19 protein-coding genes and 1 riboswitch are annotated in these 24,725 nt (G+C 61.5%); of the genes, 15 read left to right on the top strand and 4 right to left on the bottom strand.

Annotated features, from left to right (window positions below):
- The first annotated feature begins 150 nt into the window (after positions 1-150).
- From M2103_RS01240 to M2103_RS01260, 5 genes are all read left to right on the top strand, one after another.
- Positions 151-903, top strand: a complete 753-nt coding sequence (locus M2103_RS01240; protein ID WP_277508228.1) for a Nif3-like dinuclear metal center hexameric protein — start codon at positions 151-153, stop codon at positions 901-903.
- A gap of 100 nt (positions 904-1,003) precedes the next feature.
- Positions 1,004-1,429: a type II 3-dehydroquinate dehydratase gene (gene aroQ / locus M2103_RS01245; RefSeq protein ID WP_192881133.1), complete on the top strand. Its 426-nt coding sequence runs from the start codon at positions 1,004-1,006 to the stop codon at positions 1,427-1,429.
- An 85-nt stretch (positions 1,430-1,514) separates the two neighbouring features.
- Positions 1,515-2,015, top strand: coding sequence for a DUF456 domain-containing protein (locus tag M2103_RS01250; protein WP_277508231.1), 501 nt, complete (start codon positions 1,515-1,517; stop codon positions 2,013-2,015).
- Positions 2,012-3,607, top strand: a complete 1,596-nt coding sequence (locus tag M2103_RS01255; protein WP_277508232.1) for a peptide ABC transporter substrate-binding protein — start codon at positions 2,012-2,014, stop codon at positions 3,605-3,607. The genes M2103_RS01250 and M2103_RS01255 overlap by 4 nt, the downstream gene beginning before the upstream one ends.
- Positions 3,608-3,819: 212 nt before the next feature.
- Positions 3,820-6,309, top strand: a complete 2,490-nt coding sequence (locus M2103_RS01260) for an HDIG domain-containing metalloprotein (RefSeq protein WP_277508233.1) — start codon at positions 3,820-3,822, stop codon at positions 6,307-6,309.
- Positions 6,310-6,338: 29 nt separating this feature from the next.
- Here M2103_RS01260 and crcB read toward each other — a convergent pair whose 3' ends face one another.
- Positions 6,339-6,731: a fluoride efflux transporter CrcB gene (gene crcB / locus M2103_RS01265; RefSeq protein ID WP_277508234.1), complete on the bottom strand. Its 393-nt coding sequence runs from the start codon at positions 6,729-6,731 to the stop codon at positions 6,339-6,341.
- Positions 6,732-6,760: 29 nt separating this feature from the next.
- Positions 6,761-6,842: riboswitch (Fluoride riboswitch) on the bottom strand.
- A gap of 118 nt (positions 6,843-6,960) precedes the next feature.
- The gene (locus M2103_RS01270) at positions 6,961-7,719 is read right to left on the bottom strand and encodes a hypothetical protein (protein WP_277508235.1); all 759 of its coding nucleotides are present in this window, start codon (positions 7,717-7,719) and stop codon (positions 6,961-6,963) included.
- Positions 7,720-7,894: 175 nt separating this feature from the next.
- On the opposite strand from M2103_RS01270, the gene M2103_RS01275 reads away from it, so the two are divergent.
- The 4 genes from M2103_RS01275 to M2103_RS01290 all read left to right on the top strand — a co-directional run bounded on the left by M2103_RS01275 (position 7,895) and on the right by M2103_RS01290 (position 14,404).
- On the top strand, positions 7,895-8,308 hold the full coding sequence (locus M2103_RS01275) for a hypothetical protein (protein ID WP_277508236.1): 414 nt from the start codon (positions 7,895-7,897) through the stop codon (positions 8,306-8,308).
- Between the two features lie 125 nt (positions 8,309-8,433).
- Complete coding sequence (locus tag M2103_RS01280) at positions 8,434-9,735, top strand: TolC family protein (RefSeq protein WP_277508237.1); 1,302 nt, start codon at positions 8,434-8,436, stop codon at positions 9,733-9,735.
- Positions 9,736-9,758: 23 nt separating this feature from the next.
- A complete protein-coding gene (locus M2103_RS01285; protein ID WP_277508238.1) occupies positions 9,759-10,913 on the top strand; it encodes a hypothetical protein in 1,155 nt (384 codons plus the stop codon).
- Between the two features lie 128 nt (positions 10,914-11,041).
- Positions 11,042-14,404: a CusA/CzcA family heavy metal efflux RND transporter gene (locus M2103_RS01290; RefSeq protein WP_277508239.1), complete on the top strand. Its 3,363-nt coding sequence runs from the start codon at positions 11,042-11,044 to the stop codon at positions 14,402-14,404.
- A 141-nt stretch (positions 14,405-14,545) separates the two neighbouring features.
- On the opposite strand, the gene M2103_RS01295 is transcribed toward M2103_RS01290, so the two are convergent.
- A complete protein-coding gene (locus M2103_RS01295) occupies positions 14,546-16,486 on the bottom strand; it encodes a sodium/solute symporter (RefSeq protein WP_277508240.1) in 1,941 nt (646 codons plus the stop codon).
- A 283-nt stretch (positions 16,487-16,769) separates the two neighbouring features.
- Between M2103_RS01295 and guaA the strand changes: the two genes are divergently transcribed.
- From guaA to M2103_RS01325, 6 genes are all read left to right on the top strand, one after another.
- The gene (guaA, locus tag M2103_RS01300) at positions 16,770-18,317 is read left to right on the top strand and encodes a glutamine-hydrolyzing GMP synthase (protein WP_277508241.1); all 1,548 of its coding nucleotides are present in this window, start codon (positions 16,770-16,772) and stop codon (positions 18,315-18,317) included.
- Between the two features lie 180 nt (positions 18,318-18,497).
- On the top strand, positions 18,498-18,746 hold the full coding sequence (locus M2103_RS01305) for a hypothetical protein (RefSeq protein ID WP_277508242.1): 249 nt from the start codon (positions 18,498-18,500) through the stop codon (positions 18,744-18,746).
- Positions 18,743-19,123, top strand: coding sequence for a type II toxin-antitoxin system VapC family toxin (locus tag M2103_RS01310; RefSeq protein ID WP_277508243.1), 381 nt, complete (start codon positions 18,743-18,745; stop codon positions 19,121-19,123). Before M2103_RS01305 ends, M2103_RS01310 begins: the two co-directional genes overlap by 4 nt.
- Before the next feature lie 64 nt (positions 19,124-19,187).
- On the top strand, positions 19,188-20,480 hold the full coding sequence (hisD, locus tag M2103_RS01315) for a histidinol dehydrogenase (RefSeq protein ID WP_277508245.1): 1,293 nt from the start codon (positions 19,188-19,190) through the stop codon (positions 20,478-20,480).
- A gap of 36 nt (positions 20,481-20,516) precedes the next feature.
- Positions 20,517-21,776 (top strand): rhomboid family intramembrane serine protease, encoded by a 1,260-nt coding sequence (locus tag M2103_RS01320; protein ID WP_277508246.1) that lies wholly within the window; start codon positions 20,517-20,519, stop codon positions 21,774-21,776.
- Between the two features lie 29 nt (positions 21,777-21,805).
- The gene (locus M2103_RS01325) at positions 21,806-22,243 is read left to right on the top strand and encodes a metallophosphoesterase (protein ID WP_277508247.1); all 438 of its coding nucleotides are present in this window, start codon (positions 21,806-21,808) and stop codon (positions 22,241-22,243) included.
- Positions 22,244-22,273: 30 nt separating this feature from the next.
- On the opposite strand, the gene M2103_RS01330 is transcribed toward M2103_RS01325, so the two are convergent.
- Complete coding sequence (locus M2103_RS01330) at positions 22,274-24,673, bottom strand: hypothetical protein (RefSeq protein ID WP_277508248.1); 2,400 nt, start codon at positions 24,671-24,673, stop codon at positions 22,274-22,276.
- Positions 24,674-24,725: the final 52 nt, after the last annotated feature.

Genomic DNA, 24,725 nt, shown 5'->3' on the forward strand with positions numbered 1-24,725 from the left:
TGCCAAGCACTCGCAATGATTGGAGCTTCATGGTGTTGACTTTTGCTTTGCTTCCGGGCCGTTGCCCCGGGTCAACATGTCTATGGGTCTTTCTGGGCCTCTCGCGATGCAGACTTGGCAGGCCGCGCCGCGCCAGCCAACATTACCCGCATGCCCACACTCCACGAACTGGTTGCCTATTGTGACGAACGAACGCGCCGCGCCGCGTTCAATGACGCGCCCGGCGCCTTCAACGGACTCCAGCTCGCCAACGACGGGCGCGTCACCAAAATCGGCGCCATCGTCGACTCCGGCATCACGCCGTTCCGCAAGGCCGCCGCCGCCGGCATCGACTTTCTCATCGCGCACCACGGCATGTATTGGGACATGCCCCGCCCGATCACCGGCCCCGTTTACGAGCGCGTTTCCACGCTCATGCGCGCCAACTGCGCGCTCTACTCGTCGCACCTGCCGCTCGATTCGCATCCCGAGATCGGCAACAACGCCCTGCTCGCGCGCCAGCTCGGCCTCGCGCCCGACACGCCGTTCATGGTGCACGACGGCGAGCCGGTCGGCTGGATCGCCGCGCACAAGGCGTCGCGCGCGTCGCTGCGCTCGCAGTTGCAAAAACTCTATCCGCGCGTGACGGCCATTGAATACGGCTCAACCAAACCGCGCGCCATCGCCTTTTGCAGCGGCAGCGGCAACAGCGCCATGCGCGAACTGGCCGCCGCCGGCGTCGATACGCTCGTGACCGGCGAGCTCCGCGAGGAATGGTTCAACGTCGCGCAGGAGCAAAAACTCAACCTCTACCTCTGCGGCCACTACGCCACCGAGGTGCACGGCGTGAAAGCCCTCGCCGCCGAGCTCTCCGGGCGCTTCGGCCTCCCGTGGAAATTCATCGCCACGGACAACCCATTGTGAAATACGAGCATTCAAGGTAGGGCGAAGCCTCCGGCTGCGCCGTTTCGCGCATCGCGGTCCAGCCGGAGACTTCGCCTTACCGCGACAAACATTTTTTATCATGAAAAAAATCGGCATCATTAACGGCCCCAACCTCGACCGTCTCGGCAAACGCGAGCCGGAAATCTACGGCTCCACCACCCTCGACCAGCTCGCGCGGCAACTGCAGGCCGAGTTCGACGGCAAGGCCGCGCTTGAGTTTTTCCAATCCAACATCGAGGGCGAAATCGTGGGCAAAATCGCCGCGTTCGCCGACGCAAAGTTCGACGGCCTCGTGGTCAACTTCGGCGCCTACACGCACACGAGCGTCGCCTTGCGCGACGCGCTTCTTGGCGCGCATTTGCCCGCGGTCGAAGTCCACATTTCAAACATCTACAAGCGCGAGGAATTCCGCCACACATCGCTGACCGCGCCCGCTTGCGCCGGCATGATCAGCGGCCTCGGCTTGGAGGGCTACTTCGCGGCAGTGAGGTTTTTGTTGAAATAAGGGCGCTGTTTGCGCGAGTCCGTTTGCGCGCGTCCGCCAAAACACAAACGCGCGCCAAAACGCGCCACTGTTTGAATTAATCGACATGCAAATCACATTGGAAATTCTCGCTTGGAGCGCGCTCGTGATCGGATTGGTCTGCGGACCGTTTGGCGCGCTCATCCCCGTGGTGCCGGGCGCGGTGCTGCCGGTGGTCGGCGCGCTCATCCACAAGTTGATTCTGCCCGACGTGCTGTCGTGGTGGACGATTGTGGCACTGGTGGTTTGCGCGATTCTGGAGCGCGTGGTGGATTTCCTTGGAACACTCGTCGGCGCCAAATGGGCCGGCGCGACGCGGTGGGGTCTGTTCGGCGCGGCGGTGGGCGGAATTGTCGGCCTGTTTTTCGCGCCGTTCGGCCTGTTGCTCGGGCCAGTCATCGGGGCGTTTGTCGCGGAAATTATTTTTGCGAGGAAAGGCTTGGAAAGCTCGTTAAAGTCCGGGTTTGGCGCGGGCGTGGGTTACGGCATTTCCATGGCGGCGAGGCTGGCGATTGCCCTTTTCATGGTCATGATCGTTTTGTTTGATCTGTATCTTTACTACGCATGAACCTCCATCGCATCCTCCTTCTCTGTTTGAGCGCAGTCTGTTTTGCCGTGTCCGCGGCGGGACAGCAAAAAATCCTTCGCGCTGGCAATGGCGACGAGCCGCAGGACCTCGATCCGCAGGTGATTTCCGGAAGCGTGGAGCACCGCCTGGTGAGCGCCTTGTTCGAGGGGCTGGTGAACAATTCGCCCGACGACCTGGGCGTGATTCCCGGCGTGGCGGAGCGCTGGGAAGTGTCGGACGACGGGCTTGTTTACACGTTCCATTTGCGGGCGGACGCGAAGTGGTCGAACGGCGAGCCGGTCACGGCAAACGACTTCGTGCGTTCGTATGCGCGCATGCTGTCGCCCAAGCTCGCCACCGAATACGCCTACATGCTTTTTCTGCTCAAGGGCGCGACGGATTACTACACGGGAAAAACGGGGGATTTTTCCACCGTCGGCGCGCGCGCGCCCGACGAGCGCACGCTCGTGCTTACGCTCGAGAGGCCCGCGCCGTTTTTTCTGAGCGCGCTCACGCATTACGCGTGGTTTCCGGTGCCGCTTTCGGTGATTGAAAAATTCGGCCCGGTGGACGCAAAGGGTTCGCGCTGGACGCGTCCGGGAAATCTCGTCGGCAACGGCCCGTTTGTGCTCACGGAGTGGAAGCAGAACCAGATTATTTCAACACGGCGCTCGCCCACATATTGGGATCGCGAAACGGTGAAACTCGACGGCATTGATTTTTATCCCGTCACGCAATCCGACAACGAGGAGCGCATGTATCGCGCGGGACAGCTCGACATCACCTACGATTTTCCGCCGCAAAAAATCCCCTCCTACAAACGCTCGCCCGACTCGCACCTGCGCATCGATCCCTACTGCGGCGTTTATTTTTATCGCTTCAACACAAAGCGCAAACCGTTCGACGATGTGCGAGTGCGGCGCGCGTTTGCGCTAGCGATCAACCGCGAGCGGCTGGTGAAATACGTGACGCTCGCCGACGAAAAACCGGCCTACACGATTGTGCCGCCGGATGTGGCGGGTTACACGCCGGCGCCGGACGCGGCGTTGAAGGCAAACATCGCCGAGGCGCGACGACTGCTGGCCGAGGCGGGTTATCCGAACGGCAAGGGGTTTCCAAAAACCGAATTGCTTTACAACACGCTTGAGAAGCACCGCATCATCGCGGAGGCGCTGCAGCAGATGTGGCGCAAAAACCTCGGCGTCGAAATCGGCCTCTATAACCAGGAGTGGAAGGTGTATCTCGACTCGCAGAAGACGATGAACTTTCAGGTGCAGCGCGCGGGGTGGATCGCGGACTATGTCGATCCGCATGTGTTTTTCGACCTGTGGCGCACGGGCGGCGGCAACAACAACACGAACTGGGGCGACGCCGAATACGACCGCATGCTCGACGCGGCGCTCGAGGCGAAGACGCAGAAGGAGCGTTATGCGATCTACCAGCGCATGGAAAAAATGCTGCTGCGCGACCTGCCGATCATGCCGATTTATTTCTACACCTACGCGAGAATCATTTCCCCGCGGGTAAAGAATTTCCGCACCACGTTCCTGGACAACTACCCGTGGAAATACGTGGACTTGGAAGTGAAGTGACGTGACTCGGGCGAAAACCCGTTAATCCCGTTCAAAACATCTCGTCCGAAAAAAAACCGGGCTCGTTTTGCGTCACGATTGTTTATTGCAAACCAGATGCCGCAATCGCCGAGGAATAATTAAGCGCACAATTAACCTAGCTAAATCGCGCGTGTTTCTTCTAATTGCGGACGGTTGTTTTCAAATATGTTTCAAGAAATCATACCGCATTCATGTCTCTGATTGATACTCTACGCACCCTTCCAGGTGGTGGCCAGCAGCCGCGCAAACGCAAGACTCTCGTCAACTCGCGCGTCTGGAAATTCCTCGCAACCCACAGGCTCGTCACGACGTTGATCCTCATCGCGACGGCGTCCTCAATCGTGTTCATCAGCTACGTGGGAATCAACAGCAGCTCGATTCCGATTTACCCGAACCAGGTCGCCGGGGTGCAAATCACCGCAAACGTCGCGTTTGATTACGTGAGCCACCAACAGGCCGAGCTCACGCGCGAGCAAATCCGCAACCGCGTGCCCCGCGTTTACAAGCTCGACGACGAGCCGCTCAGAAAATTCGAGGCCGCGATCAAGGACTTGCTGGCGGACCTGGACACGTTTGAAAAAAGATACCCGCCCGAGGGCGCCGAGAATCCCGTGCGCACCGCGTCGTTCAACGCGCTCCTGGTCGCATTCAACGCCCGCGGCCCCTACAACACCACGGCGGCGGAGGTGCGGACGCTGCTCGACATCGGCGACGCCAACCGGCGCCGCGAGATCGCCGAGACCGCATTGCAAACACTGCGCGAAATCTGCAAGGACGGCATTCAGGACAATGCGCTTGCCATGATGACGGCGTCCGACGGCACATCCACGCTGCTGCGAATAACGCGCCCCGGCGGCGAAAGCGTGGAGCGCACCGTGCGCACGCTTGAAAACGCGCGCAGCGAATTGCGCGTAAGCCTGGCCAGCGAGGGACTGCGGCGCAGGACGATCAACACAATCGCGCGCATCTTCGACAACGGCCTCGCGCCCAACATCCGCTTCGACGAGGTTGCCACCGAGGCGCTCAAGATGGAGGCCACGATAAAAATGCCCTCGCCGGTCGTCCACGTTGAGAAAGGGCAGATCATCATCGAAAACGGCAAGCGCGTGACATCCGAACAGCACGAAATGCTCGAGGCCTATCGCGCCTACCAGCTTGAGCACAACACCGAGAGCAGCTCGGCCGACATGCAATTCCTACGTCGCATACTCGTGGTGCTGGCGATGGTGCTCGCATGCGCCATCTACATGCGCATCGAGGACCCCGAGACGCTCCAGAGCAACGGACGCCTCGCGCTCCTCGCGCTCGTTGTCGTTTTCAACCTCGCCCTTGTGCGGGTCACCTATTGGTTGAGCGAGCTGCCGTATTTCATGCACCACTCGGAGGCGGCATCAATCCTGCCGTATCTGGCGCCAACCGCGATCGCGCCAATCATTGTCGTGATTCTCATCGACGCGGGCTCGGCCATTTTCATGGCGCTGCTGATCTCCGTGTTCACGAGCGTCATTTACGGAAACCGGCTCGACGTGCTCGTGCTCACCTTCTTCGCGTCGATCATCGCCACCTACCAATGCCGCCACGTCCGCCGCCGCAGCAGCATCATGCGCGCGGCACTTTATGGCGGCATCGCCGTTTCGTGCTTCGCGCTGCTCTTCGGCATCATCGACCAGCAGTCATTCCTGGGGCCCGATTTCACCGTGCCCCGCCAGATACTCACGGGCCTGATAAACGGCGTCATCACCGGCGTCATCGTCGTCGGCTTGCTGCCGATCATCGAAACGCTTTTTCAACGCACGACCGACATCACGCTGCTCGAGCTTACCGACTACAATCACCCGCTCCTCCGGCGCATGCAAATGGAGGCGCCCGGCACCTATCACCATTCGCTCGTCGTGGCGCAGCTTGCGGAAAACGCCGCCAACGCCATCGGCGCCAATCCGCTGCTCGCCCGCGTGTGCGCGCTCTTCCACGACATCGGCAAGACGAACAAACCCGAATACTTCACGGAAAACCAGCGCGACCGCGCCAACCCGCACGACGAAAACAACCCCTCGCTTTCCGCGCTCATCATCAAGGCGCACGTGAAGGACGGCGTTGACCTCGCAATCAAAAACAAGCTCCCGCGCGCGGTCATCGACGTCATCCAGCAGCACCACGGCACGAGCCTGATCCGCTTTTTCTATCATCGCGCGCTCGGTGAAAAACGCTACCAGGCCAGCGGCTCCGCCTCGCCGATTCCGCATCACGGGGGAACAACCCCGCCCGTGGTTGTCACGCGCCCGCCGTTTGCGATGCAAAACTCGCCCGGCCTCGACCCCGTTCCGGTGAGCGAGTCCACTTATCGTTACGACGGCCCGCGTCCGCAATTCAAGGAAAGCGCGATCATCCTCCTGGCAGACGGTGTCGAGGCGGCCTCGCGCTCGATGCGCAAGGTCACGCCGCAACACTTGGGCGAGTTGATCGACCAGATTTTCAAGGATCGCATGGAAGACGACCAGCTCGACAACGCGCCGCTGACATTTGCCGACCTGAACAAAATCAGAAACAGCTTTGTCCTCACGCTCCTGAACATGCTGCATTCGCGAGTCGCCTATCCGCCCACGGAGGAAAAGACCGTCGAACAAACCAACGACAAAGGCACTCCGCCCGCCGATGCGCCGCAAGCCGAGCCGGCCAAATAAGAGTCGCCCCCATCGGGCACGGCGTGAACTTATTTCAGACTGTTGAACGCAGTCGCGCACACATAACCGAGCCACACGGCCAGAAAGCAGACCACGAACGTGAGCGTGGCGTTGGCTCCGGCGTGAAACCACTCGCCTTCGCGGGCGAGCGCAAGCGTCTGGAGGCTGAACGACGAATACGTTGTGAAGCCCCCGAAAATGCCGGTCATCACAAACTGGCGCGCCGTGCTCCCGACCAGAAACCGTCCGTCGGGAGCGGTGATTGTTGCGAAAAATCCGATCAGAAACGAGCCGCTCACATTGACGATAAACGTGCCCCACGGAAACGTTTCACCGACATGGTGCGCGACAAAACCGGAAAGCGCGAATCGCGCCAATCCGCCAATCGCGCTGCCGAGAGCTATCCAAAAGTAGAGTGCCATGAGAGATTCCTTTTTGTATGCAATGAGAATGCCAAGTAGGAATCATCAGCAAGTCTCGCGACCGGCGGTTTCCCCGAAACGGGGCGGCAGAAATCCATTGCCGTTGTGCAGGGAACGCTGCCAAACGATCCACGCTTTGCAAGCCCGCGATGGATTTCACGATTTCACGTCATCAAAGGGTGCGGGTGCGACCATCACCGTGTTTCTTCGATTGGCCGCTCCCAACCCGCTATTGTTTCAACGGTGCAACAGGACATCCCACTCTCGCGGGAATGTTTCGGAGGGAGCGGATGGTGAAGCTGTAGCTGATGTATAACTCGATCTCGGATTCGGACGCGGCGCGAATTTTGATGGGCTGGTCGAGTCCGGTGGGGAGAATTTCAAAGCCATCGCCGAGTTTTTTCTGAAGGTAGGCAATATCGGCAAAAATGGCATCGAGGAGTTCTCTGCGATAACTGGCGGGATTACGGACAAAGAGCATCGCGGGACCATCGTTGAGCGTCGTGTCGCCGGCAAACCTGACAGTGTCGAGGAGGGCGCGGATTTGCTTGGCGCGATCATAAGGACGATGTTCGGACGTGAGATCGGCATAAATGGCCAGTTGCGTCGATGAGGTGGTGGCGGAACTGGAAACGGAGATGTATTTGCGGTCGGCTCCGGCGAGGCGAACCTCGCGGGTTTCGATGCGAAGGCCGGGCGTTTTGGAAATGACAGCGACAATGGCGTCAAGCGTGGCGGAGAGATCCTTGTTGCGGATTTCCTGTTTGCCAGAGTTGTTGAATAGCGAGAAGTGGAGGACAAGCGCATCGGCTGGCTTGATAAGGCTGATCGGCGCGTTGGACGCGGGAACGTCGGAACCGAGATTGCGGGCGGGATACTTGGTTGCGTAGGGCGCGTTGATTTCCACGCTTTCGCCGGAGGCGATTGAGCCTTGGGCATTGAGACAAACCGGGAGGAGCAGGGCAATAAAGAGGCTTTTGTGTTTCATGGTGGTGAGAGGTTGATCAAAAGGAGAACATCCTTCCGACAATCAGCAAATCGGAATTGTGCCGGAAAAAGAAAAGCTGCAATCAGCTGCCGCAAAAAATGAGCCACCCAAAAGCACGACACACCCAAGCCGCAACTTGACAAAGCCCCGCCAACCGCGACAACTTCCACGCCTCATGCGACCCCTCGTGAAATGCATCGCCCTCTTCATGGCCGCCCTCTGGCTGCCGGCGACGCAGCATTGCATGCTCGATGCAATCGGCCTCATCGAGGCGCACGTCATCGATCACGACCACCAAACCGGTTGCGACCGCCACACCGACACAACGCAGCACGCGCACGACACCTGCGTGCTCGTCGAGTTCTCCTCCTGGCTCGACACCGCCGAAAACCTCAACGCCCCCGCGCCTTCGGCCCGCGACGCGTGCGCCTGCCTCATCGAAACACTTTCCGCCCCGTCAGGCGCGCTTTGCGTTTTCGCGAGCCCGCCCCCCGCCTTTCCTTCCGATCCGCCTGATTGGTTACCCTCGCGACATTTCACCGAACGCACCGCGCCCGTGTCGCGCGCCCCCGCCGCCTCCCTCGCCTGATCAATCCCCGCGCGGATTGACAGGCTCCTCCCATCCCGACGCCTCGCCCGCGACGCCGCCGCGCGCGCCCATGCGAAGCCCTCCCCCATTCCGTATCCATTTTTCAACTACAACAAACACACAACATGAAGCACATCCCGCACATCGCCCTGGCCCTCCTTTTCACCCTTCACTCTTCACCCTTCACCCTTCTCCGCGGCGCTCCCGCCGCGGAAGCCACAACCATCCCCGCGCTCATCACCGAGATCAGCGCGAAAAATCCCGAGCGCGCATTCTACGAGGCCGAGATTTCCGCCGCCCGCTCCAGCGCGCGCGCCGCCACGCGCCTCGCCGATCCCGAGCTTTCCGTCGAACTCGGGCGCACGCGCGTCCGCGCGTCCGACGGCTCCCTCGCGGGCGAAGGCGCCGCGTGGTCCGTCTCGCTCACGCAAACCTTCGACTGGCCCGGACGCCTCCCGCTCCGCAAGGCCATCGCCAGCCGCGACATCACCCTCGCCGAGCTCGGCCTCGCGCGCTTCGACCAGGCGCTCACCGCCCGCGCGCGCGTCCTCGCCACCGGCCTGCACTCCGCCGCCACCCGCGCCGACGCCATCCGCGAAGTCGCCGACCGCTTCACCGCGCTCAAGGAAACATTCCTCGCCCGCGATCCCGCCGGCCTTACCCCGCTCCTCGACACGCGCGTCATCGAAGCCTCCGAGCTCACGCTCCAGCGCCGCGCCACCGAGGCCGATCTCGCGCTCCACGCCGCGCTCATCGAGCTCAACCAGCTTCGCGGCGCCGCGCCCGACGCCCCGCTCCGCATCGACGCCCCGCACGATTACGCCGCCGCGCTCGCCGCCCCGCCCGCGCGCAACGCCCTCCTCGCCGCCGCCCGCGAAAACAACTTCGAATACCGCATGCGCCGCGTCGAACTCGAGCAACAAGGCTACGCCGTCCGCCTCGCCCGCAACGAACGCTACCCCGGCATCGCCGTGAGCCCCTACTACTCGCAGGAAAAAGCCGACGGCACCGAGCGCTCCTTCGGCATCGGCCTTTCCATCCCGCTCCCCGTCACCGGACGCTCCGGCGCCGCCGTCAACGAAGCCGAGTCGCGCCGCCGCCAGGCCGAGGCCGCCGCCTGCCTCGCCGAGCGCGAACTCGACCGCGACGTGCTTCTCGCCGCCCAAACCCTCCAAACCAAACTCGCCGAAACCGCGCGATGGAAACCCGACACGATAACAAAATTCCGCGAAGCCGCCGCGCTCGCCGACCGCCACTACCGCCTCGGAGCCGTTCCCATCTCCACCTACATCGAACTGCAAAACAGTTATCTCGACGCCGTCGAATCGCTCCTCGACACGCGCAACGAAGCCCTCGAAGCCGCCCTTCGCCTCGAGGAACTCACAGGCCTGAAACTCGTGCCGCTAGGCGGCGCGAACTCCAAATGAAGAATGAAAATGGAGAATGTAGAATGAAAACATCCACGAACCACGCCAGCGCAAGGAGCGGCGGCTTTCAGCCGCCGGACGTGACAAAGTCGCGCCCCATTTTTTTCGCCATCACGCTTCTCGCCGCCCTCGCCTTCGCCACCTCCTGCTCGCGCCACGACGACCACGCGGGGCACGATCACTCAGCCCACGACCATGCGGGCCACGACCACAGCAAACACCAACACGATAATCATAATCACGACCACGCGGGGCATAACCACGCAGCCCACGATCACGATCACAACCACGATGCTCATGATCACGCCGCGCACGGCACCCCCGCAAAAAAAGACCCGCACGCCGACCACGCTCATGCCGGACACGATCACGATCACTCCGGCCACAAACACGACCACGCAAATCACGATCACCCCGCGCACGCCACCACCGCAAAGGGGACCGCACGCGTCCCGCGTGCTGACAGCGTCGTCCCCGACGCTGCCCACGATCACGCGCCCGCCAAAAAACGCGATCCGCACGCGGGCCACTCGCACGGACATTCGCACGGCGCGTCCGAAAGCACCAACGTCACCTACGACGAAAAGACCGGCCTGAAGTTCGACGACGCCACGGCGCACGCCATCAACCTCGCCACCACGCGCATTGTCACGCGCCCGTTTGCGCACCGCGTCATGCTCAACGCCACCGTCGTCGACGCCGGCCCGCCCGTGCAAGTCACCGCGCTCGTCCCGCCCTCCGTTGCCGACGACATGCAGGATCACCCGCACGAAGGCGTGCGTATCCTCGCCGTTAACCGCGCCCTCACGCACGCCACCGGCCAAGTCGAAGTCACCCTCGCGCTCGCCGACATTCACAACATGGCGCAGACTGCCAAGTCCGCCGCCTCTCCGGGCACGGACATCGGCGACAGCCTCGCCATTCCGCTGATCGGCCCGCCCGAGCAAAAACTCACCATTCCCAACACCGCCGTGCTTCGAACCATAGAAGGCACCTTCGCGTATCTCTATCACGACGGCCACTACCGCCGCACGCCCGTCGTGCTCGGCATGACCGACGGCGCCCACACCGAAATCATCTCCGGCCTCGCGCCCGACGCCCCCGTCGCCGCCACCGCCGTCGAACAACTCTGGCTCACCGAACTCCGCCTCACCAAAGGCGGCGGACACTCGCACTAAAAAAAGAATGCAGGAGTCAGAAGTCAGGAGACAGCTACAAACCACCAAGCCTCCTGCCTTCGCCTCCGGCTTTCTACATTCTGACTCCTGACTCCTGTATTCTGACTCCTTTTCCCTCCTTTTTCCCAATGATCAATCGCATCCTCGAATTCTCCCTCCGCCAGCGCCCGCTCGTTTTGCTCGGCGCGCTCGCGCTTCTTCTCGCCGGACTCTGGTTCGTCAACCGCCTGCCGATCGACGCCGTGCCCGACATCACCAGCACGCAAGTGCAGATCAACACCGAAGTCAAAAACCTCGCGCCCGAGGAAATTGAAAAGCTCGTCACCTTTCCCATCGAAATGGAAATGAGCGGCATCCCCGGCGCGCGCGAAATGCGCTCGCTCTCCAAGTTCGGCCTCTCGCAAATCACGATCGTCTTCGAGGACTCTGCCGACATCTACCGCGCCCGCCAGCTCGTCGCCGAACGCCTCGCCAACGCCGCCGAGTCGCTCCCCCCCGGCCTCGCGCCCAAGCTCGCCCCCATCACCACCGGCCTCGGCGAAATCTACTACTACGTTGTCGATTACAAACACGACGCCGCCGGATTGAGTGGCATGGGCGACTCGCCCATGGGCTCGGGCGGGTCGGGTGGCATGGCCGACCCGGCCATGTCTGCATCCCACAAACATCCTGAACACGGTCGAGTCACCCATGCCACTCAACCCGCACAACCCATTCCGCACTCCGCACTCCGCACTCCGCATTCCCCCATCCCCGCCACGCGCCCCGAGCAACTCATGGAGCTCAAACTCCTCCACGACCAAGTCATCAAACCCGCCCTGCGCTCCGTCCCCGGCATCGCCGAAGTCAACGCCTCCGGCGGCTACGAAAAACAAATCCTCGTTTACCCGCGCCCCGACGCGCTTCTCGCCGCCGGCATCACTACCGCCGAACTCGCCGACATCATCGCCGCCAACACCGAAAACGCCGGCGGCGGCGCGGTGCAAATCGGCGGCGAGCAAATCATCATCCGCGCCGATTCCCGCGTGCAAACCACCGACGACATCGCTCGCCTGCCCGTGAAGTTCCGCGGACTCGCCTCGCGCCCACTCCTCGTCTCCGACCTCGCCGAGGTTGCCATCGGCTCCTCGATCCGCACCGGCTCCTCCACGCACAACGGACGCGAGGCCGTGCTCGGCTCCGCCCTCATGCTCACCGGCGAAAACCCCCGCATCGTCGCGCGCCGCATCGCCGAAAAAATCGACGAACTCCGCCCGCGCCTCCCCGACAACGTCGAAATCATCACCGTTTACGACCGCACCGAACTCGTTGACCGCACCATCAACACCGTCGCGCACAACCTCACCTACGGCGCGATCTTTGTCGTGGTCGTTCTCCTGCTCCTGCTCGGCAACATCCGCGCCGCCCTCATCGTCTCGCTCGCCATCCCCCTCTCGTTCCTCTTCGCCATCACCGGCATGGTCGAGACCAACCTCAGCGGCAACCTCATGAGCCTCGGCGCGGTTGACTTCGGCCTCATCATCGACGGCGCCGTTGTCATGGTTGAAAACATCGTTCGCCGGCTCGGCCTCCGGCAGCACGAAATCGGACGCCCGCTCAACGCCGCCGAGCGCAACCAAACCGTCCTCTCCGCCGCCAAGGAAGTCGGACGCCCCGCGTTCTTCGGCGTCCTCATCATCACCATCGTTTACATCCCGCTGCTCTCGCTCACCGGCATCGAAGGCAAGACCTTCAAGCCCATGGCGCTCACCGTCATCTACGCGCTCATCGGCGCGATCATCCTCACGCTCACGCTCATGCCCGTGCTCAGCAGCCACATCCTCCGAGGCAACATCTCGCACAAGGACAACCTCGTCATCCGCGCCCTCAAGGCCGCCTACCGCCCGCTCCTCGCGCTCGCGCTCCGCCTCCGCTGGCTCATCGTCGCCGCGTCGATCGCGCTCTTCGCCCTCGCCGCGCACACCTTCAAAAACCTCGGCGCCGAGTTCATCCCCCAACTCGACGAAGGCTCGTTCGCCACGCACATGATCCGCACCACAAGCATCGGCCTCGACGCCTCCGTCGCCATGCAGGAAAAAACCGAGAAAATCATCCTCGAGCAATTCCCCGGCATCACCACGACCTTCTCGCGCATCGGCACGCAGGAAGTCGCCACCGACCCCATGGGCGTCAACGTCGCCGACACCTACATCTTCTTCAAACCCTTCGACCAATGGAACGGAACGGCGGTCTCCAGGTCGCCGGACGCGCGCAGCGCGCCAATTCCGCATTCCGCACTCCCCACTCCGCATTCCAAGTCCGACCTCGCCGCGCAACTCACCGCCGCGCTCGAAACCGCCATCCCCGGCCAGGCCTACCTCTTCAGCCAGCCCATCCAAATGCGCTTCAACGAAATCCTCGAAGGCACGCGCGCCGACATCGCCGTGAAAGTCTTTGGCGACGACTACGACCAAATCGAGCACATCGCCACCGAGGCGCGCGAAATCCTCGAAGCCATCCCCGGCGCCGCCGACGTCGAATTCGACTCGCTCGGCAAATCCCCGCTCCTCGAAATCAAACTCAAACCCGACGCCATGGCGCGCTACAACATCCACGCCTCCGAACTCAACGCCGCCATCGAAACCGCGCTCGCCGGGGCCGACGTCGGCACGGTCATCGAAGGCAACCGCCGCATCCCCATCGTCGTGCGCGTCCCCGACGACATCCGCTCCCGCACCGAGGAAATCCTGCGCATCCCGCTCCGCGCCGAATCGCCCGACACCCTCCTCACGCTCGGCCAGGTGGCCGACCTCGTCGTCACTGAAAAAGTCGCCGCCATCACCCGCGAGTCCGGCCAGCGCCGCGCCGCGATCATGGTCAACCTCCGCGGCCGCGACGTGGAAAGCTACGTCCGCGAGGCGCAGCAAAAAATCGCCGCCGAAATCAAGCTCCCCCCCGGCTACACGATCGAGTTTGGCGGCTCCTTCCAAAACCTGCAACAAGCCCGCGCCCGCCTCGCGATCATCGTGCCCGCCGCGCTCGCAATCATCTTTGTCCTCATATTCATCGCCTTCGGCAGCCTCCGGCAAGCGCTGCTCGTTTACACGGGCATCCCGCTCGCCGTCACCGGCGGCGTCTTCGCGCTCTGGCTCCGCGACATGCCATTCTCGATCAGCGCCGGCGTCGGCTTCATCGCCCTGAGCGGCGTGGCAGTCCTCAACGGCCTGATGATGGTGAGCCATTTCAACACCCTCCGCGCCGAAGGCCTGAGCGTCCGCGACACGGCCATTGAAGGCGCCCTCACGCGCCTGCGCCCCGTGTTGATGACCGCGCTCGTCGCCAGCCTGGGCTTCCTCCCGATGGCGTTGGCCACCGGCCCCGGCGCCGAAGTGCAACGTCCCCTCGCCACAGTCGTCATCGGCGGAATCATAACAGCGACATTCCTGACGCTGATTCTATTGCCCGCGCTTTATGACACGTTTGAAAAGAAACAAAGACCTGAGAGCAGATGATGCGACGTAGCGCGGACTGCCGCCGGAATCCCCTGGCGCTTGGCATATCGAAAACGGAGAAGCCTCCACACACAAAAAAGACCGGGCGCAAACCCGGTCTTTTTTTAAGTTCAAGCGTCAGTGCTGACGCGTTTATCGCGCTTACCAGAAGATGATGTAGAGCACGATTGTGAGCAGCACGATGCCGATGCCGACTTTTTTCACGCCGGGCGAGGTCTCCAGCGCGATCGCCGTGTTCACGGGCATCTTCACCGGCTCCTTCAACGGATTCACGAGCGTGCAGATGGCGAGCACCGCGATGACAACCCCGAAGCAGATCGCCATGCGGTTGAGAAACGCGATTTCGGGCGTGAATATCTTGAGCGCGCCATAAAGCGCCGCGTTGATGACGATGCCGAGCCAGCCGAGATAACGCGGGGCCTTGTGCACCAAAAATCCAAACAAAAACACGCCGAGCACGCCCGGGCTGATGAAGCCTTGGAATTCCTGGATGAAGGTGAATATGCCGTTGTATTTCGGACTGCCCAATCCCGGCGCAATGACACACGCGATTCCCACAAAGATCAGCGTGCAGGCCTTGCCGACGTTCACGAGCACCTTCTCGTTGGCCCGCGGAGCCAGCTTGTGGAAGATGTCCATTGTGAAGATCGTCGAGGCCGAGTTGAGCATCGCCGCGAGCGAGCTCACGACCGCGCCGAACAGCGCCGCGAGCACGAACCATGTGTAGCCCGGTTTCAGCAAATTTTTCAACAGCGTGCCGTAGGCCGCGTCATAGTCGTATCCGACAATTTTTGTCGCCGAACTCACGCCCTTCTTGTTCGCCGCCGCCACCAGGTTTGTGTTGGCCGCAAAAATCTCGGTCGCGGTCGGGGCGGCGCCGACCTCAAGGGGCGCGCCCGCCTTCGCGGCGTTGTGCGAGGCGAGCGCAAGCGCCGTCGCCGTGTCGCGTTTCGCAAAGTTTTCCGTGAACGGAAACACCTTCTCCGATTTGCCCGACTGGAACTCGACCAGCACCTGCTTGTTCTTGATGTCGGCCTGTTCACGCAAGTCCCCGCTGTAGAGGTTGAATGCGAGAATGCCCGGAATGATCACCACGAACGGAATGAGCAGCTTGAGAAACGCGGCGAACATAATGCCCTTCTGTCCCTCGGCGAGCGACTTTGAGCCGAGTGTTCGTTGCATGATGTATTGGTTGAGCCCCCAATAGAAAAAGTTCGGAATCCACAGGCCGATGAGCAGCGCCGTCCACGGCACCGCCGGGTCCGACGCCGGACGCACCATGTGGAATTTGCCGCCCGCGCCGTTTTCGCCCGGCATCGCGGCCCCGGAATTGAGCAACGTGAGGCGTTCGATCGGCCCCGCGTCGGCGAGTTGCGCCACCGTCACATCGGACGTGGCCACCTTCGTGGCGATCAGTTCCGCGGGGTCTTTTTGTCCGATGGCGCTGAGCGCGAGCACGAGCACGAGCGCGCCGCCCGCGATGAGCGCGGAGCCCCAGATCAAGTCGGTCCACGCGCACGCGCGCAAACCGCCGACAAACACATAAACCGCCGCGCTTATTCCGATAATCCAGCACGACACGGTGATGTTCCCTATGTCGAGCCCGAGAATCGTCGTGCCCTGGAAAAACACCGTGATGACCTTCGATCCCGCAAAAATCACCGACGCCGTCGGCACGCCCACGAGGATGACCATGGTCACGATCGCCATGATTGTCCGCGAAAGCACGCCGTAGCGATGTTCGAGAAATTCCGGCACCGTGTAGATGCCCGCGCGCAAAAGTTTCGGCAGAAACAAAAACGCCACCACCACAAGCGTCACGGCCGCGAGCCACTCATAAGAGGCGATCGCCAGGCCCAGCCAGTCGGCCGCCTGACCGGACATCCCGACAAATTGCTCGGTGGAAATATTCGCCGCGATCAGCGAAAAACCCACAAGCCACCAGGTCAGCCCGCGCCCCGCGAGGAAGTAGGAACTGGCGCCTTTCGGCTCGTTCTTGCTTTTGGCGATGCCTTTCCAAGTGCCAAAGCCAATGACTGAGATAACTGCGACAAAGAACAGAACTATATCAAGTGTGCTCATTTTGATTATGCCCGGACGCGAATCCGGAGGGTGGTGCTGGTGGGTTTATGTGCGTTTGTTAAGGTAAGCGGCAACCGCCCCTGAAGGCGGTTGCCGAAATGAAAACATGAAAAAGTGTGGAAAATCCAAACCAAGGCGAGAACAGAAATCTCGTCCAAAAAGATTACGCCCGGGTCCATTTTTTTAACAACACAAACTCCGCCCTTGCCGTTCACCCGCCCGCCCGATTATCTGCACGGCTTTTCCACACAAACAGAACGCCCACGAACGCCACACGCCACCCATGATCCAAACCATCGCCGTCCTCGATTTCGGTTCACAATACACGCAAGTCATCGCCCGCCGCATCCGCGAGTGCCAGGTTTACTCCAAGATCTACCACTTCGCCACGCCCGCCGAGACACTCCGCGCCGACGGCGTCACCGGCATCATCCTCTCCGGCGGCCCCAGCTCCGTTTTCGCCCCCAACGCCCCGATGCCCGACAAGGCCATCTTTGAGCTCGGCGTCCCCGTGCTCGGCATCTGCTACGGCGTGCAACTCATGGGCAGGCTCCTCGGCGGAAAAGTCGCCCGCAGCAAACACCGCGAATACGGCCTCGGCACGCTCGCCATCCGCAAAAAATCCCCGCTCCTCGCCGGCCTCCCCCGCAAGCTCCGCGTCTGGAATTCCCACGGCGACCGCCTCATCGCGCTCCCTCCCGGATTCACCGCCGTCGCCCGCACCGAAAACTCCGAGTTCGCCGTCGTGCAGGACACCAAGCGCAACTTCTACGGCATCCAGTTCCACCCCGAAGTCTCGCACAGCGAGCACGGCATGGACATCATCCGCAACTACCTCTTCGGCATCTGCAACACCCCGAAAAACTGGACCACCGCCGACTTCATCAAGCAGGCCGTCGCCGAAATCCGCGCCCAAGTCGGCAAGGGCCGCGTGCTCCTCGCCCTCTCCGGCGGCGTCGATTCCTCCGTGTGCGCCGCGCTCCTCCACAAGGCCATCGGCAAACAACTCACCTGCGTTTACGTTGACACCGGCCTCATGCGCAAAAACGAAACGCAAAACATCGAGAAGCTTTACGCCAAGCATTTCAAAATCGACCTGCGCATCGTCGACGCCTCGCAACTCTTCCTCAAGCGCCTCAAGGGCGTCAACGACCCCGAGCGCAAACGCAAAATCATCGGCGGCGCCTTCATCGAAGTCTTCGAGAAAAAAGTCCGCGAACTCAAAACCCGGGAAGGCATCGAATACCTCGGCCAGGGCACCATCTATCCCGACGTCATCGAGTCGATGGCCATCGGCGGCAACCCCGCCGCCATGATCAAGTCGCACCACAACGTCGGCGGCCTGCCCGAGCGCATGAAGTTCAAGCTCGTCGAGCCGCTCCGCCAGCTCTTCAAGGACGAAGTCCGCCAAGTCGGCACCAAGCTCGGCCTGCCCAAGGAAGTGGTCTGGCGCCAGCCCTTCCCCGGCCCCGGCCTCGGCGTGCGCGTCGTCGGCGACATCACCAAGGAACGCCTCGACGTCCTCCGCGAAGCCGACGCCATCCTCCAGGAGGAAATGATGGACGCCGGACTCTATTACAAAATCTGGCAAACCTTCTGCGTTTATCTGCCCGTGAAATCCGTCGGCGTGATCGGCGACGAGCGCAACTACGCCGACGTGATCGCGCTGCGCCTCGTTGATTCGATCGACGCCATGACCGCCGACTGGGCCAAGCTCCCCAACGAGCTCCTGCAAAAAATCTCGAACCGCATCACCAACGAAGTCCGCGGCGTGAGCCGGGTCGTCCTCGACATCAGCTCCAAGCCGCCCGCGACGATCGAGTGGGAGTGAGCGGGATTTTCGATTCTCGATTCTCGATTTTCGATTGGGCGCTCCCGCGCCAAACCGCCAAACACCAGCACCATCGCAACCGCCCAATCAGTCCTATCGGTCTTATCCGTCCCAGTGGTCCTATTGGGACCATGAAAAACAATTCTTGCCGCACCCATATTTATGGGCAGGTTGTGCCCCATGAAAACCACACTCGAAATACCGGACACTGTTTTCCGAAAAGCAAAGGCCATCTCAATGCGCAACGGACAAACCTTCGGCTCCTACGTCACCCTTGCAGTGGAAAGCCGCGTCGCGGAGGACATGCGCCGCGGCAACGCAAAGCCGTGGATGCGCCATGCCGGCGCCTTCAAGTCGAGCCCCGCGGAGCTTGCAAAAATCCGCTCCGCCATCGCCGCCGAATTTGAGCAAATTGAGGACGAATCATGATACTGGACACAAACGCCCTCTCGGCCTTTTTCGAGGGCAACCCGAAGGTCGTCCAAAAATTTGAAGAAATGGCCGGCGTCCCGCATCTGCCGGTGATCGTGCTTGGCGAGTTTCGTTTTGGACTGCTTGGAAGTCGCAAAAAACGCGAATGGGAGACGCACCTCGCAGCCTTTGCCCGCGACTGCGTCACGCTTTCCATTACCGAAACAACAACATTTCATTACGCCGAAATCCGTCACGCCCTAAAAAAGGTCGGCACCCCCATTCCGCAAAATGACGCATGGATCGCCGCCCTTGCGTGGGAACTAAACATGCCCGTTCTCAGCGACGACACGCATTTCGATCTCGTCCCGCGTCTCCGCCGAATCGCCTTCTAACCCAACCTTCGCAGGCCGCTTGCGCGCCCTTCATTCCGCATTCCGAAATCCGCATTCCGCATTTATGCACACCCTCTCCGCCACCTCCAAGACCTTCGCCGACGAACTTGCCGCGTTCTGTCGCGCCGCCGAACCCTCGCCCGAAATCGCCGCCAGCGTCGCCGCCATCCTCGCCGACATCCGCGCGCGCGGCGACGAAGCCGTCTCCTACTACGCCGCGAAATTCGACAGCGCCAAACTCCGCGCCAAGGAATTCCTCGTCAAACCCGCGCTCATCGCCGACGCCGCTAAAAAATTGCCCGCCGCCGAGCGCAAGGCAATCGAGGCCGCGCACGCGAACATCCTCGCCTACAATCGCAAAAACCTCCCCGCAAACTGGACGGCAAAAAACAAGCACGGCGCGGAAGTCGGCGAAAAATTCGACCCCATCCGCCGCGTCGGCCTCTACATCCCCGGCGGACAAGTCCCGCTCGTCTCCACCGTGCTCATGACCGCCACGATGGCAAAAATCGCCGGCTGCCCGCAAATCGCCGCGTTCACCCCCTCCGATCCCTCCGGCAAAGTCTCCCCCGCCCTGCTCGCCGCGCTGCACATCGCCGGCGTCGACGAAGTTTACCGCATCGGCGGCGTGCAAGCCGTCGGCGCAATGGCCTACGGCACGACAACCATTCCCGCCGTCGACAAAATTTTCGGCCCCGGCAACGCCTACGTCTGCGAGGCCAAGCGCCAGGTCTTCGGCACCGTCGGCGTCGATTCGCTCCCCGGCCCCAGCGAGCTCATGGTGATCGCCGACGACACCGCGCGCGCCGACTTCGTGGCCGCCGACCTCCTCGCCCAGGCCGAGCACGGCTCCGGACGCGAAAAAATCTACCTCGTCGCCACCTCACAAAAAATCATCGACGCCATCTCCGGGGAAATCCAATCACAGCTCAAATTGATCGCCCGCTCGGAAAAAACGCAGGCCGTCCTGACCGGCGGATTCCTAGCCATCGAGGCGCCCTCGCCCGACCAAATCGCCGACATCGCCAACTACGTCGCGCCCGAGCACCTCGAAATCATCACCAAGCCCGCCGCCGAGAAAAAACTCCTTCGCGCAATCACAACCGCCGGCGCGATCTTCCTCGGCAATCACACCCCGACCGCGCTCGGCGATTTCACCGCAGGCCCGAGCCACGTGCTCCCGACCGCGCGCACCGCGCGCTTTTCGAGCGGCCTGCGCACGGCGGATTTCATGCGCCGCACAAGCATCGTCCGCTACGCCCCCGCGAGCGTGAAAAAAGGCAACGAAGTCACGAGCCATTTCGCCGCGATGGAAAAACTCGACGCCCACGGCCGCTCGGTAAAAATCCGCTGCTGATCTCGCCCGCGCGCGCGTATGCAACGCCACCCATCAATGCACAGCAGCCACAATCCGCCTCCAGAACCGACCGCCGAGCAGCTCGCGCACGCGCGCGCCGAGCATCGCAGGCACGTCGAATTCTACCAGCGACTCCAGCAAGTTTCCGCGCACCACAATCCGCGCTTCTCCGTCACGAACGTCATCATCGCGCTGAACATTGCCGTGTTTATTGTCATGGGTTTTCTCGGCGCGGGCTGGTTCATGCCCGCGGAGGACGGGATGCTCGTCTATATAAAATACGGCGCGAACAACGGCGCGGCCACGACCAACGGCGAATGGTGGCGGCTTCTCACGTGCATGTTCATGCACTACGGCATCATCCACATCGCCGTGAACATGTGGGCGTTGTATCAGGCGGGCGCGTTTCTTGAAAAGTTGCAGGGCCGCTTCATCTACGCGCTCATCTATCTCGCCAGCGGGCTTTCGGGCGGCTTCGCAAGCATCATCTGGCACGGCGACCAGACATGGAGCGCGGGCGCGTCCGGCGCGGTCTTCGGCGTCTTCGGCGCAATCCTCGGCTACATGCTCAGGATGCGCAGCGGTCTTCCCGCGACCGTTTACAAGCCGATCATGAAAAGCACCGCCACATTCGCCGTCTATAACATCGCCTTCGGCGCCGCTGTGACGGGCATCGACAACGCGGCGCACATCGGCGGTTTCGCGGGCGGCGTCATTCTCGGCGCGGCGCTCGCGCAACCGCTCGACCTGAGCCTGCGCCGCATCCGCCGACTGCAAACGCTCGGCCTCGCGGGCCTGCTTCTTACAGCGCTGATTTTTGGCGGCATAAAACTCACGCCGCGTTTTAACTATTCGGTCACCGACGAGCTCGCGTGGGGAACGAAGGAGGCTTCGATCCTCAATAAGCTCAACACGCTTGGAACCTCGCGCAATGGCGTGCTGAAAAAGTTTGCCTCCGACAACAACACAAGGGAGCTCGCCAACTGGATCGACTCCAGCCTCATCCCAACCTACCGAGAGCTTCTGGAGGAAACCTCGTCGCCGCGTTTTAATCCCGATCAAATTACAGCAAAACGACAAAAGCTCCTCATCACGGCCTTGGATGAAAGCCGCCAAACTTGGGCCGACTTCAACACACGACTGAAGGACGACCGGGCATTCGACCTCTCGACATGCATGCAACGCAGCAATCAAATTGTCGCCAATTTCAACCAGGCAAACAAAGCGCTCAAATACGAAGCACTCCCAAGGAAAAACAAAAATCCAGCGACCGGAGCGCCGGATTCATCCTCCTGACTCCTGCACCCGACTCCTTTCATCCACCCATGCGCATCGCCGTCATATCCGACACACACGACCGCTACCCGCCGCATTTGCCGCAACGCATCCAAGGCGCCGATGAGATCTGGCACCTCGGCGATGTCTCCGCGCCCGCCATTCTCGACGAGCTCTCGCTGATCGGGCCGCCGCTGCATGTCGTGCAGGGCAACTGCGATTTTTATCCGTGGCCCACCTCGCTCCGCCGCGAAATCAACGGCATGCGCTGCCAGCTTGTCCACGCTCCACCCCCGGATCTGCCGCGTGAGTATTGCGACATTCTTCTGCACGGGCACACGCACATCCCGCGCGACCAGGTGATCGACGGCATTCGCTGGCTGAATCCCGGCAGCGTTTCACTGCCGCGCGGGGGCCATCCTCCAAGCTTCGGCTGGCTGACCATCGGTCCGGACAAAAGCGTCGAGTGGAGCATCGAGCATTTGTAGCCGCAAACCGCCGGACTCGTGGTGCTCAGGCTACTCCGCTTCCGGCGGCTCAATGCGCAGTTTTTTGCGCCACGAGGGAAACGCCAGCAGGCACACCGCAAAGGCAATGCCCGCGAACGTGGCCTTTTTGCCGGTGGCCAGTCCCCACGGCACATATTCAATGCGAAACACATGGCGCCCCTGGGCGAGCGGGATTGCCCGCAATATGTAGTTCGCCGGAAGCACGTCGTAGTTCGTTTGCACGCTGCCGGGCAATGTCACCGCGCGCCAATCGCGCGACCACGGATCGGTCATCACGAGCATCGTGGCGCGGTTGCAGGTCACCTCCAGCGTCCACTGGTCGGTTGAGGCGCCGAGCAGGCGCACGGTGTATTCGACCGATTGCGGCTCGGGTTTCGGATTCGGCTCCTGCTCGAGTATTACCTTATGCTTGAGATCAAACTGGGGATTGGCGAGCGCCTTGAATATCTCGTCGCGCGACTTCATCACCTCGTAATTGGACACGATATAAAAACGTCCCATCGCCTCGGGCGCGATCGGCGTCGCCTTTATATTATTGCCCTCGGGATGGAAAATAAAGCGGCAGCGCAACAGGCCGAACAATCGCTGGTCAATTCTCGTGATGTTCAGGTTTTGCGTGGCGCCATCCGGGTTCAGTCCCTGCGTAAATGTCATGAACTCCGAGTAGCGTTTAAGCACCGAGGGTTCGTTGCCCCATATGCCTTCCGAGCGCCACATCATGCCCGACATCGGCGCGATCAGGTTTAGCGCGCGATAGCCGCTCCTGGGATCGTTTTTCGCAAAAAACTCCTGCAATTGCATGCCGTGTATTTCGGAAACCTTGAAGCTCGGCAGGTTTTTATACGCGAAAATATACACATCCACGACGGCCATCAGGCAAAGCGCCCAGACCACCTGCGGAACCTTGCGCGCCGCCAGCCACAACGCGCCCGCGACCATGAGCAGCCCCCCGCCGATTCGCAGCGCCAGCGCGCTCGTCGCCACTCCCGCCTCCATCACTCCGGATTGCACCCAGTAGTTTTTGTGCAGGTAGCTTTCATTCGAATCGATCATCGAGTTCAATATCGACTTCCAACTTTCCAGCGCGCCGTCCGTGCCCATCCAAATCCCCGCCAGCACGCAGCCCGCGCCAAGGCCGAGCCAGGCCGCGCCCCAGCCGACGCCCGGCTTTTCCTTGTTGAGCAGCCGGTTGACGCCCATTGCCGCCAGCAACGAGCCGAACAGTCCGGCAAAAAACACAAACTTCGACGCGCCGCGGAAGGATGAATAAAACGGCACCATCTTATACAATATATTATACAACGCCGAAACATTGCTGCCAAACGCGAGCAACAGCACCGCGGCAAGCAGGCCGATCCAGCGCAGCCGGTCGTTCATTTTGAATCCGCCGACGCCGAACGCGGCAAACGCAAGCCCGGCCACGCCCATGTATAATTGCATCTCCCAAAGATAACAGCGCCCCCAATACATGACCTTTTCCGTGCCGCCGTAAAACCACGGCGCGATTGTGGTGAGCAGGTTTTCCGGCGGCAGGCCGAACATTTTTGCAAACTCAAGCCCGGCGCCGCCCGCGCGCACCGACTCCATCATCGCGCCGTAGGAGGGAAGCAATTGCATCGCCGAAAAAATGGCGGCCAGGGGATAAATGGCCAGCAGGCCGAGAACCGTCGCCATGCGCCGCTCCGCCTGCCAGAGAAATATGAGCGAATACACGCCGGCCGTGATCGCCGTGTAATATGCGTATTGCGCGTGGCCCGCGTAGATCTGCAGCGCGGCCGCGCCCGCGGCGAGCACGATCCACTTGAAGCGATGCGCGCGCATCCATCCGTCAATGCCCCAGAACACAAAAGGAGCCCACGCCATCGAGCCGAGATTCGACATGTGCCCCGCGTAAACGTGCATGAAATACGTGCCGCCGAGCATGGCGAGCACCCCGCCGACAAACGCCGCGGCGGGCCTGAGCCCGCGCCACGCCGCCCACATGTAGAGGCCGAGTCCGATGACAAATGTGTGAAACGCCATCAGCACGTTGATCGCCGCGGTCGGCGGCAAAAAGGAAACGAACCAAGTGGGCGGATAAAACAACGCCGCCTGCGAGTCGCCCACAAACGAATGCCCGCCGTAGGTGTAGGGATTCCAAAGCGGAAGGTTGAACGGCGGGATTTCCTTCCACGCCGGGGTCATCGGAAGATCGCGGGTGGCCTCGGAGTGCAGAAAGTGCTGCTGATATATATACTGGCTGTAAACATCCGTGCCCGGTTTCGAATACACGACATCCTTTGAAAACAGGTGCCAGCAAAACAGGCTCATCACGATGGCGAACAATCCCGCGCACCACGGCAGATGCGCGTGATACCTGCCCCACACCCATTGCGCGGCGGCGACAATCCATGCCCAAAGCCGTTTCATTTTATTCATAAGAACACTCTTAATAATTATATTATAATATAACGCCGGTCGT

Origin of the sequence: Ereboglobus sp. PH5-5 (genome assembly GCF_029504805.1) — a bacterium.
Lineage (GTDB): Bacteria > Verrucomicrobiota > Verrucomicrobiia > Opitutales > Opitutaceae > Ereboglobus.